12 protein-coding genes are annotated in these 9,900 nt (G+C 65.8%); 4 read left to right on the top strand and 8 right to left on the bottom strand.

Annotation, left to right across the window (positions count from 1 at the left end):
• Positions 1-16 precede the first annotated feature (16 nt).
• From AC1DZT_RS13000 to AC1DZT_RS12975, 6 genes are all read right to left on the bottom strand, one after another.
• Complete coding sequence (locus AC1DZT_RS13000; RefSeq protein WP_478007066.1) at positions 17-643, bottom strand: glutathione S-transferase family protein; 627 nt, start codon at positions 641-643, stop codon at positions 17-19.
• Between the two features lie 313 nt (positions 644-956).
• Positions 957-1,169 carry a hypothetical protein gene (locus tag AC1DZT_RS12995; RefSeq protein WP_478007065.1) on the bottom strand — a complete coding sequence of 71 codons (213 nt, stop codon included), beginning with the start codon at positions 1,167-1,169 and terminating at the stop codon, positions 957-959.
• Between the two features lie 94 nt (positions 1,170-1,263).
• Positions 1,264-3,018: an acyl-CoA dehydrogenase C-terminal domain-containing protein gene (locus AC1DZT_RS12990; RefSeq protein ID WP_478007064.1), complete on the bottom strand. Its 1,755-nt coding sequence runs from the start codon at positions 3,016-3,018 to the stop codon at positions 1,264-1,266.
• Between the two features lie 39 nt (positions 3,019-3,057).
• Positions 3,058-3,447 (bottom strand): MerR family transcriptional regulator, encoded by a 390-nt coding sequence (locus AC1DZT_RS12985; RefSeq protein ID WP_478007063.1) that lies wholly within the window; start codon positions 3,445-3,447, stop codon positions 3,058-3,060.
• 169 nt (positions 3,448-3,616) lie between these two features.
• On the bottom strand, positions 3,617-4,024 hold the full coding sequence (locus AC1DZT_RS12980) for a hypothetical protein (protein WP_478007062.1): 408 nt from the start codon (positions 4,022-4,024) through the stop codon (positions 3,617-3,619).
• Between the two features lie 174 nt (positions 4,025-4,198).
• On the bottom strand, positions 4,199-4,558 hold the full coding sequence (locus AC1DZT_RS12975; protein ID WP_478007061.1) for a MerR family transcriptional regulator: 360 nt from the start codon (positions 4,556-4,558) through the stop codon (positions 4,199-4,201).
• A gap of 150 nt (positions 4,559-4,708) precedes the next feature.
• Between AC1DZT_RS12975 and AC1DZT_RS12970 the strand changes: the two genes are divergently transcribed.
• Genes AC1DZT_RS12970 through AC1DZT_RS12960 form a run of 3 tightly spaced genes read left to right on the top strand, consistent with a single transcriptional unit; the run spans position 4,709 to position 6,970 of the window.
• A complete protein-coding gene (locus AC1DZT_RS12970; RefSeq protein WP_478007060.1) occupies positions 4,709-5,146 on the top strand; it encodes a PaaI family thioesterase in 438 nt (145 codons plus the stop codon).
• Positions 5,143-5,640: a PaaI family thioesterase gene (locus AC1DZT_RS12965; protein WP_478007059.1), complete on the top strand. Its 498-nt coding sequence runs from the start codon at positions 5,143-5,145 to the stop codon at positions 5,638-5,640. Before AC1DZT_RS12970 ends, AC1DZT_RS12965 begins: the two co-directional genes overlap by 4 nt.
• Positions 5,641-5,647: 7 nt before the next feature.
• On the top strand, positions 5,648-6,970 hold the full coding sequence (locus AC1DZT_RS12960; RefSeq protein ID WP_478007058.1) for an MATE family efflux transporter: 1,323 nt from the start codon (positions 5,648-5,650) through the stop codon (positions 6,968-6,970).
• Here AC1DZT_RS12960 and AC1DZT_RS12955 read toward each other — a convergent pair.
• Both AC1DZT_RS12955 and AC1DZT_RS12950 read right to left on the bottom strand, forming a co-directional pair.
• On the bottom strand, positions 6,951-7,703 hold the full coding sequence (locus AC1DZT_RS12955; protein ID WP_478007057.1) for a TIGR02186 family protein: 753 nt from the start codon (positions 7,701-7,703) through the stop codon (positions 6,951-6,953). The genes AC1DZT_RS12960 and AC1DZT_RS12955 overlap by 20 nt on opposite strands.
• Positions 7,700-8,611 (bottom strand): sulfite exporter TauE/SafE family protein, encoded by a 912-nt coding sequence (locus tag AC1DZT_RS12950; RefSeq protein WP_478007056.1) that lies wholly within the window; start codon positions 8,609-8,611, stop codon positions 7,700-7,702. The genes AC1DZT_RS12955 and AC1DZT_RS12950 overlap by 4 nt, the downstream gene beginning before the upstream one ends.
• A gap of 314 nt (positions 8,612-8,925) precedes the next feature.
• Here AC1DZT_RS12950 and AC1DZT_RS12945 point away from each other — a divergent pair, with 314 nt between their 5' ends.
• Entirely contained in the window at positions 8,926-9,855 is a 930-nt protein-coding gene (locus AC1DZT_RS12945) for a ring-cleaving dioxygenase (protein WP_478007055.1), read from the top strand.
• Positions 9,856-9,900: the final 45 nt, after the last annotated feature.

The following is a 9,900-nucleotide window of genomic DNA, read 5'->3' as shown; positions in this document are numbered from 1 at the left end:
TCCTCACGGGGTCATGTCATGCGGCGGAAAAGGCGCGGGGCATCAGGTCATAGGGATGCTGCCAGCCCGGCAGGGCGCTGATCCGGTCGAGCCAGGCCGCGATATGCGGCCAGGCGGCGCGCGAGAAGCCGAAGGGCTCGGGGTAATAGAGATAGCTGCAGCAGGAGAGGTCCGCGATGGTCGGCCGGTCGGCCGCGATCCAGGCGCGGTCGGCCAGATGCTGCTCCAGCACCTGACAGGCGGCCTTGAGGCGCCCCTGCAGAAAGCCGATCACCGCATCGGAGCGCTTTTCGACCGGCAGGAAGTTCATCAGGAACCGGGTGGTGCCGATCTGGGTGGAGAATTTGTGGTTGTCCCAGAGGATCCAGCGCAGGATCTCGCGCTTTTCGGCGGCGTCGCGGCCGCCGAAAAGGCCGGTCTTTTCCGCCAGATAGTCGAGCATGACGCCGGATTGGGTCAGGGTCAGATCCCCGTCCACCAGCACCGGCGCCTCGCCCATCGGGTTGACGGCGCGAAACTCCGGGGTGCGGGTGCCGCCGGTGAAGAAGGGGATGAACTCCAGCTCCCAGGGGGTCTTCGTCAGGGTCAGCATCAGTGCCACCTTGTAGGCATTGCCGCTTTCGCCAAATCCGTACAGCTTCATCGTCGCTCCCTCTTTTCCCGTGTCGCGCCCCGGGCCGGTGCCGGGGGTTTTCCACCCCCGGACCCCCGGAGGATATTTCTGTCTGAATGAAGTTAACCTGACTTTAACCCTGATCCGGCATGATTTCCGTACGGTACAGGCTGGGAAGCCGATGACCGTTCTGGGTGAAGCCCTGCCTCGACATGACGGATAGCCAAAACGGAGCCTCGGGGCAGGGTGGACCAGGGGGCGGCGGCCCTGCCCGCAGTTTCATCCAGATCCAAATATCCGCCCGCCGCAGGCGTTCTGCCGGCAGGGCCTTTGTTGGGCTGGATCATCTCTTCCTGTCCTCCAGCTCGCTGTTAAACAGGCGCAGGCGGTGGGTGAGGGTCTCGGTGTCGGTCACGCTGTCGAAATGTTCGAAGAGGAAGGACAGCGCCTCGCCCTCGTCGAGGCCAGCTTCGGTGGCAAAGCGTTTCAGGCGGCGGTAGCCGTCTTCGGTCATGGCGACGGGAAAACGGCGGGTCAGGCGGAAGCGTTTGGGCATCGGAATCTCCTTTCGGCCGGAGCCTAGCGGGCCTCGGCCGGGAAGGAAAATGCGGATCGCGGGCGGGGTTGCGGGCGGCGGGTTCGGGGGCGCATCAGAAATCCCCCGGCGCGAGGCCCATGACCATCTCGCCCCCGGTCTCGATCCGCGCCAGATGCAGGGCGCAGGCGGGCAGGAGGCGGGTCATGTAATGGCGCGCGGTGACCAGCTTGGCGCGCAGAAAGCCGTCCTCGCCGGCGTCGAGCCCGGTCAGCGCGGCGCGCGCCATGCGCAGCCACATCAGGCCGAGGCAGACATGGCCGATCAGGTGCAAAAAGTCGGTGGAGCCCGCGAGCGCGTCATCGGGGTTCTTCACCCCGGCGGAGAGGAAATACATCCCCGCCGCCTGCATCTGCTTGGAGGCGGCTTTCAGGGGCCGGGTGAAGGGCTCCATCCGCGGATCATCGTCATGGGCCTGGCACTCGGCCTTGACCAGGGCGAAGAAGGCCATCGCCGGCTTGCCGCCATCGGCCCCCATCTTGCGCCCGACCAGATCCAGCGCCTGCACGCCATTGGCGCCTTCGTAGATCATCGCGATCCTGGCATCGCGGACGAACTGGCTCATCGGGTTGTCTTCGATATAGCCGTGGCCGCCCCAGACCTGCTGGGCCGCCACCGCCGCCTCGAAACCCTTGTCGGTCTGGAAGCCCTTGATCACCGGGATCAGCAGCGAGATCAGCCCCTCGGCCGCCGTGTCGCCCTTGCGATGCGCCGCGTCGATCAGGCTGGCGCCCCAGAGGGTCAGGGCGCGGGCGCCCTCGATGAAGGCGCGCTGGTCCATCAGGCTGCGGCGGATGTCGGGATGCACGAGGATCGGGTCCGCCGGCGCATCGGGGGGCGGGGCGGAGAGGGCCATCGCATGGCCCTGACGGCGGTCATGGGCATAGGCGACGGCGGCCTGATAGGCGGCTTCGGCCACCGCATAGCCCTGCATGCCGACGCCGAGCCGCGCCTCGTTCATCATGGTGAACATGGCGCGCATGCCCTTGTGTTCCTCGCCCACCAGCCAGCCGGTGGCGCCGTCGAAGTTCATCACGCAGGTCGCGTTGCCGTGGATGCCCATCTTCTCTTCGACCTTGCCGGGGCTGACGGCGTTGCGCGTGCCATCGGCCAGAACCTTGGGCACGACGAAGAGGCTGATGCCGCGCGTGCCGGGCCCGCCACCCGGCGCCTTGGCCAGGACGAGGTGGATGATGTTCTCGGCCAGATCATGGTCCCCGGCCGAGATGAAGATCTTGGTCCCGGTGATCCGGTAAGAGCCATCGCCCGCAGGCTCGGCCTTCGTGCGGATCAGGCCCAGATCGGTGCCGCATTGCGGCTCGGTCAGGTTCATCGTGCCGGTCCATTCGCAAGAGGCGAGCTTGGGCAGGTAGGCGGCCTTCTGTTCCGCCGAGCCATGCACGCGGATCGCGGAATAGGCGCCATGGGTCAGGCCCATATACATGTTCAGCGCCATGTTGGCCGAGACGAAGGGTTCGTTCACCACGACATGCATGAGGTAAGGCAGGCCCTGGCCGCCATATTCGGACTCGACATCCAGCGCGGTCCAGCCACCGTCGCGCAGCTTGTCGAAGGCGGCGCAAAAGCCGGTGGGGGTGCGCACGATGCCATTGTCGAGGTGGCAGCCCTCGTGGTCGCCGACGGCGTTCAGGGGGGCCAGCACCTCGGAGGCGAGCTTGCCCGCCTCCTCCAGAACGGCGCCGGTGAAGGAGGGGTCAAGCTCGGCATAGCCGGGGATGTCCATCCCTTGCACCCGCAAGACCTGATGCAGCAGAAAGTCGTAGTCCCGCAGCGGCGCCTTGTACGTCATCGCACTCTCCCCTTCGTGGCACGTCCTCCGGATGGTCGCCTATTCGGCGGCCTGACGCAGGCCTGCGATCAGGGCGGCGGCTTGCGTCAATTCGCCCTGCAGCTCGGCAATCGCCTCGTCCAGTTCGGCGCGCTGGGCCTGCATCTGGGCCAGACGATCCTGCGCCAGATCGTAGGTGCGGCGCAATTGCTGCTCGTTCGATCCGTCGCGGTCATACATGTCCAGAAGCTGGCGGATATCCTCGAGCGAAAAGCCAAAGCGCTTGCCGCGCAGGATCAGGGTCAGCCGGGCGCGATCCCGTTTGCCGTAAAGGCGGCGCGTGCCATCCCTTTGCGGGAAGAGCAGCTCTTTCTGTTCGTAAAAACGCAGGGTGCGCGGGGTGACAGCAAAGCTGGCACACATCTCGCGGATGGTCAAAAACTCGGTCATGGCTCGCTTTCGAAAGCTATATCGGGGGTGTTGTCCCCAAAATGGGCTTCGAAGGGCCGTTTTGGTAGAGAGGTTGACGTTAACGTCAACGTGACGTCACGTCATTTTGACCGGAAAGCCGCCCCCGCAGGGGGCAAAGGCCCCGGGTTTGCGCCCGGGGCCTGCTGTGTCAATAGTAGTGGCCGACGTACCAGCCAAGGCGCGGATGATACCAGCCCCAGCCATAGCCGGCGCGGAAGCTCCAGACATAGCCTGTGCCCGGAACATGGCCGACCGGCTGGACATACCAGCCGTAGCGCGGGTGATACCAGCCCCAGCCATAGCCGGCGTGATAGCGCCAGACAAAGCCCGGCCCGGGGACCACGCCCACTGGATGGACATACCAGCCATAGCGCGGATGATACCAACCCCAGCCATAGCCCTGATGAAAGCGCCAGACATAGCCGGGTGCCGGGACCGGGCCGTTCGGCCCGACCGAGACGACGACGGAGGTGCCCGCCTGCGCCGTGGAGGGGGCGGTTATCGTAGCTGCGGACATGACGGCCACAAGGACCGCCGCGGATGCGAAACGGAACATGACAGATCCTGCTTTCCCAAAGAATGCCCCGGCGCGAGAGGTCACGGGCGCCCGGGGAAGCGTGACACCGCTTCGGGCTCAGGGTAAACCTTTGGCAGCCGCCGCTCAAATAAAGGCACGGTAAAGCGGCGTCACTTCGCGGTGACGCTGCTGTAACACTTTGATGCCGGGCGCCTATTCGATCTTGCGGTTCCGCAGCACGCGCAGTTCGGCAATCGTGGCCTCGAGCTCCTCGCGCTGGCGCTCCAGCACTTTCAGCTGGCGGTCGGCGAGGGCGATCCAGGCCTCCTGCTGGGCTGCGGTGCCCTTCTGGTCATAGATCAGCAGCCACTGGCGCAACTCCTCCAGCGAGAAGCCGAAGCGTTTGCCGCGCAGGATCAGCACCATCCGCGCCACGTCGCGCGCGCCGTAGAACCGTGACCGGCCCTGTTTTTCCGGGGCCAGCAGTTCGATGTATTCGTAGTAGCGCAATGTACGCGGCGTCACGGCAAACTTCGCGCACATCTCTTTGAAAGTAAGCCGGGTTTCTGCCAAAGCTGTCACCTCTGGCCTTACCCTAAGGGCAAGCGCGGGCTTGTGCAACAATCCCCCTTGCGCCCGGGGACCCAGAGGCCAGAATGGCGGGGCACCGGCCCCACGACGGGGGCGAAAGACCGCCCGGAAAGACAGCCCGGAAAGACAGTGATGACGGACATACTTGGCCAAGCGAAACTCTTCCTGGAAAGCCTGCCCTATGCGCAAAGCCTGGGCATGGAGCTGATGCAGCTGGGCGAGGGCCGGGCCGAGATCCGGATGCCCTATGACAAGCGGCTGATCGGCGATCCCAGCACCGGCGTCCTGCATGGCGGGGCGATCTCGGCCCTGATGGATACGGCCTCAGGCGCCTCGGTCATGTGCCATCCGGCGGCGCCGGCGAGCACCGCGACGCTGGATCTGCGGATCGATTACATGCGTCCCGCCACGCCGGGCCAGACCGTGACGGCCCGCGCCGAATGCCATCACGTCACCCGCAGCGTGGCCTTCGTCCGCGTCGTGGCCACCGATGCCGATGAAAGCCGCCCGGTGGCGATGGGCACCGGCACCTTCACCCTGGAACGCCCGAAAACGGAAGAGACCGCATGATGCGCCGCCCCCCTGAACCGGTCGAGGTGATCAAATCCCGGCGCGAGGCGGCGCTGGCCCGGCTGGTCGCCGGCGTGCCCTATATCGGCTTTCTCGGCGCGCGCTTTGACCGGCGCGGCGACGAGCTGACGGCGGTTCTGCCCTTTCACCCCTCGCTGATCGGCAATCCCCTGCTGCCGGCGCTGCATGGCGGGGCGACGGCGGCCTTTCTGGAGGTGACGGCGATCATCGAGCTGGCCTGGACCAGCCTCTGGGAGGATATGGAATCCGGCCGCATCGACCCCAATGCCGAGGTCTTTCCCGCCCTGCCCAAGACCATCACCTTCACCGTCGATTTCCTGCGCAGCGGCCTGCCGCGCGATGCCTATGCGCGGGCCAGGGTCAACCGCTCGGGCCGCCGCTATGCCAGCGTTCAGGTCGAGGCCTGGCAGGACAACCGCGCCCGGCCCTTTGCGCTCGCCTCGGCGCATTTCCTGATGCCCGAAAGCCTGTGACGCGCCCATGATCCAGCTGACCCACCGCCGCATCCTGACCATCGCGGTGCCCATCGTTCTGTCCAATGCCACCGTGCCCCTGCTTGGCGCGGTCGATACGGCGGTGATCGGCCATCTCGGGCTCGCCGCGCCGATCGGCGCCGTGGGGCTGGGCGCCACGATCCTGTCGCTGCTCTACTGGGCTTTCGGCTTTCTGCGGATGAGCACCTCGGGCCTCGCCGCCCAGGCCAAGGGGGCCGGCGACGGGGTGGAGCTTTCCGCCACGCTGATCCGCGCGCTTCTGGTCGGGGTCGGGGCAGGGGCGGTGCTGATCCTGCTGCATCCCTTGCTTTTCGCGCTGGCCTTCCGGGTCGCCCCCGCCTCGCCCGAGGTCGAGGCGCTTGCCCTGACTTTCCTGAAGATCCGGATCTGGGCCGCCCCGGCCAGCATCGGGCTTTATGCGCTGACCGGCTATCTGGTCGGCACCGAGCGGACGCGGGCGGTTCTGGTGCTGCAGCTGTGGCAGAACGCGCTGAACATGGTGCTGGACCTGTGGTTCGTCATGGGCCTGGGCTGGGGTGTGGCGGGAGTGGCCAGTGCCAGCACGATTGCCGAGGCGACGGGCCTTGCACTCGGCCTTTGGCTCGCGCGGGAGGCGCTGGCACCGCTGCGCGCTGCCCTCGGGCGTCTGGCGGACCGGCAGGCGCTGCGCCGGACCTTCTCGGCCGGGCGGGATATCCTGATCCGGACGGTGATCCTGCAGACCTCCTTCACCGCCTTCGTCTTTCTGGGCGCGCGGTTCGGCGACACGACGCTGGCCGCCAACCAGATCCTGTTGCAGTTCCTGTCGATCATGGCCTTCGCGCTGGACGGTTTCGCCTTTGCCGCCGAAAGCCTCGTCGGGCAGGCGATGGGGGCGCGCGATCCTGCGGCGCTGCGCCGGGCGGCGCGGATGTCGATGCAATGGGGCTATGGCGGGGCGGTGGCGCTGGCGCTGGTCTTCGCGCTGGGCGGGTATCTCGCGATCCATCTGATGACCAATGCCGCCGATGTGCAGAGCGAGGCGCTGCATCTCCTCCCCTGGCTGGTGGCGGCGCCGCTGATCGGGACGGCCTGCTGGATCTATGACGGCATCTTCATCGGCGCCCTGATGACGCAGGCGATGCGCAATGCGGCGCTGCAGGTCGCCTGTGTCTATGTGCTGGCGCTGGCGGTGCTGGTGCCGGCCTTCGGCAACCACGGTCTTTGGGCCGCGCTGATGGTGATGAATGCCGGACGCGGGCTGACCCTGCGGCGGGCCTTTCCGCAGGTCCTCGCCCAGGCGGGTTCGGTCAGGTCCGCAGCCGCTTGAACACTTCGGACGCGCCCCAGCCCGCGACCATCGCCATCATCAGCGACAGGATGCCGTAGACCAGCGGCTGATCCATCGCGAGGTTGAACAGGCTGCGTTCGATCCCGGCCTTGCGCACGTCGATCTGGTTGTCCTGCATGTCAACCACCTTGCCGCCCCGGGTCAGGAAGATGCGGACCTTGTAGGTGCCCTCGACCAGGTTGGCGGGCATCGCCACATCGGTGCGAAACAGCGCCTGGCGCAGCAGCAGAACCGTGTCTTGCGCCAGCTTGTACGACCCCGCGGTCTTGCGGATGCGCTGCAGCGCCGCGATGTAATCGGCCTTGTCGGGCGAGATCTCTCCCCGCTTGGCCTCGATGGTCTGCAGGATCGAGATCTTGTATTTGGCATCCTCTTCGGGCGTCAGGATCTCGTCCAGGGGGCCGGTGGTGGCGACGGCGTAAAAGCTCGGCGCCGAGGCGATCTGCACCGCGCCCCGGTTCAGCCAGATGCCCGCGACATGTTCCTTCTTGCGGATGACGAGGGGCTGGTCGGGCCCCTCGACCGTGATGATCACCTGCAACAGCGGCCAGTCCGGCGGCGGCGCCTCGCGGATCACCGCGCCATAGATCAGGATCGCCGCGCCGTCGAAACTGGTGGTGATCGACACGCCCGACTGGCTGACGCCCGAGACGATCTCCTCGGCTTTCACCGGCAGGGCCAGCAGCAGAAGGGCAAGGGCAAGGCGGATCATTGTTCCACCCGCGAGACGGAGAAAAGCTCGGACGGCGTGGCCAGCAGGTCATAGGCGATCTTGGCCGCCACCAGAAGCACCAGAAGCGACAGAAGGATGCGCAGCTGTTCGGCCTTCAGCCGCACGCCGACGCGGGTGCCGAACTGCGCCCCGATCACCCCGCCGATGATGAGAAGCAGCGCCAGGATCATGTCGACCGTGTGGTGGGTGACGGCATGGACCAGCGTGGTATAGGCGGTGACAAAGGTGATCTGGAACAGCGAGGTGCCCACCACCACCCGCGTCGGCATGCCCAAAAGGTAGATCATGGCCGGCACCATGACAAAGCCGCCGCCGACCCCCATGATCGCGCTGAGAAAACCGACAGCCCCACCCACCATCAGGGGCGGCAGGACCGAGATATAAAGCCCCGAGGCGCGGAACTTCATCTTGATCGGCATCCGGTGCACCCAGGAATGCACCTTGGATCGCTTGATCTGCCCCTTGTCGGATTTGCGCAGCGCGTTGAGGCTTTCGATCAGCATCATCGCGCCGATCACGCCCAGGAACAGGACGTAGGACAGCTGCACCAGCAGGTCGATCTGGCCAAGCTTGCTCATCAGGTTGAAGACATAGCCGCCGATGGTCGATCCCATCAGGCCGCCCACCGTCAACACGCCGCCCATCCGCATGTCGACCGCCCGGCGCTTGAACTGCGCCAGGACGCCCGAGATCGAGGAGGCGACCACCTGATTGGCCCCGGTCGCCACCGCCACGCCGGGCGGAATCCCGATCAGCATCAACAACGGCGTGATCAGAAAGCCGCCGCCCACCCCGAACATGCCCGACAGAAAGCCCACGATGCCGCCCAGCCCCAAAAGGACAAAGACGTTCACCGAGACTTCGGCGATGGGAAGGTAAAACTGCATCGCGCCTTGCGGAAGTTTGACGGTTTCGTTTCTTGGTGACGGGCCTGTTTCAGTCAGGCTTGCGCGGCTTTGCCCTTCAAGTCAAACGCTTCTGCACCGCAGCGGCAAGGTAGTTCCGCATGGCGGCGGCACGGTGACGGTGCGGGGTGGCGGGGCAGTTGCCAGAGCGTGCCGGGGCCTGCTGACTATTGTCGCAAGTGCAATAGTAAATGCGAAATTATGCGCATTCTTAAATGCAATCAGATGGCCCATGTTTCTGACATGAGATCAACGCCGCGGCAGAGACCCGGCCCCCCGTGAAAGGACGTTTCGCCATGCTGACCCAGATCAAAGGCCTTCACCACGTCACCTCGATGGCGGATGATGCCCAGAAGAACAACGCCTTCTTCACCAATACCCTGGGCCTGCGCCGGGTGAAGAAGACCGTGAACTTCGACCAGCCCGATGTCTATCACCTCTACTACGGCGACGAGGTCGGCACCCCCGGTTCGGTGATGACCTACTTCCCCTTCGGCCATATGCCGCAAGGCCGCCGCGGTGCCGGTGAAGTGGCCGAGACGGTGTTCTCGGTGCCGAAAGGCTCGCTCGGTTACTGGAAGGACCGTCTGGCCACGGCCAGCGTGCAGGGGCTGAAAGAGGCGGAAGCCTTTGGTGAGAAGCGTCTGCGCTTCCTCGGGCCTGACGGCGACGGCTTTGCGTTGAGCGAGGTGGCCGATGATGCCCGCAAGGCCTATCTCGGCGGTCCGGTGCCGGGGGGCGAGGGCGTCCACGGCTTTCACAGCGCCACGATGACGCTGCGCGATGGCGGGGCGACGGGTGAGCTTCTGCAATACATGGGCTACCAGAAGGTCGATACGCAAGGTGACGTGACCCGCTATGCCATCGCCGGCGGCAATGGTGCCGATGTGATCGATCTGGAGGTGCTGCCCGGCGCCAATGCCGCCCGGCAAGGTGCCGGTTCGGTCCACCACATCGCCTTTGCGGTGGAAAACCGCGCGGCGCAGCTGGAGGTCCGCAAGGCCCTGATCGACACCGGCTATGATGTGACCCCGGTGATCGACCGCGACTACTTCTGGGCGATCTACTTCCGCACCCCGGGCGGCGTGCTCTTCGAGGTTGCCACCAACGAGCCCGGCTTTGACCGCGACGAGGATACCGCCCACCTCGGCCAGGCGCTGAAACTGCCGGCGCAATATGCCAACTTCCGCAGCCAGATCGAAGAGATCCTGCCCAAGCTGGATTGACCCCGAAAGGACCGGCCCCCGCCACGGGGCCGGTTCCCCCTCACA

This window comes from Rhodobacter sp. P1_C2 (genome assembly GCF_056406375.1).
Note: the sequence above shows the minus strand (reverse complement) of the source record. Positions and strands in the feature narration are given on the sequence as shown.

Excerpts from the sequence above, each read along its gene's own strand:
- AC1DZT_RS12945 (WP_478007055.1), top strand. The coding sequence starts at position 8,926 with ATGCTGACCCAGATCAAAGGCCTTCACCACGTCACCTCGATGGCGGAT.
- AC1DZT_RS12955 (WP_478007057.1), bottom strand. The coding sequence starts at position 7,703 with ATGATCCGCCTTGCCCTTGCCCTTCTGCTGCTGGCCCTGCCGGTGAAA.
- AC1DZT_RS12970 (WP_478007060.1), top strand. The coding sequence starts at position 4,709 with ATGACGGACATACTTGGCCAAGCGAAACTCTTCCTGGAAAGCCTGCCC.
- AC1DZT_RS12960 (WP_478007058.1), top strand. The coding sequence starts at position 5,648 with ATGATCCAGCTGACCCACCGCCGCATCCTGACCATCGCGGTGCCCATC.
- AC1DZT_RS12985 (WP_478007063.1), bottom strand. The coding sequence starts at position 3,447 with ATGACCGAGTTTTTGACCATCCGCGAGATGTGTGCCAGCTTTGCTGTC.
- AC1DZT_RS12990 (WP_478007064.1), bottom strand. The coding sequence starts at position 3,018 with ATGACGTACAAGGCGCCGCTGCGGGACTACGACTTTCTGCTGCATCAG.
- AC1DZT_RS12965 (WP_478007059.1), top strand. The coding sequence starts at position 5,143 with ATGATGCGCCGCCCCCCTGAACCGGTCGAGGTGATCAAATCCCGGCGC.
- AC1DZT_RS12995 (WP_478007065.1), bottom strand. The coding sequence starts at position 1,169 with ATGCCCAAACGCTTCCGCCTGACCCGCCGTTTTCCCGTCGCCATGACC.
- AC1DZT_RS12950 (WP_478007056.1), bottom strand. The coding sequence starts at position 8,611 with ATGCAGTTTTACCTTCCCATCGCCGAAGTCTCGGTGAACGTCTTTGTC.
- AC1DZT_RS13000 (WP_478007066.1), bottom strand. The coding sequence starts at position 643 with ATGAAGCTGTACGGATTTGGCGAAAGCGGCAATGCCTACAAGGTGGCA.
- AC1DZT_RS12980 (WP_478007062.1), bottom strand. The coding sequence starts at position 4,024 with ATGTTCCGTTTCGCATCCGCGGCGGTCCTTGTGGCCGTCATGTCCGCA.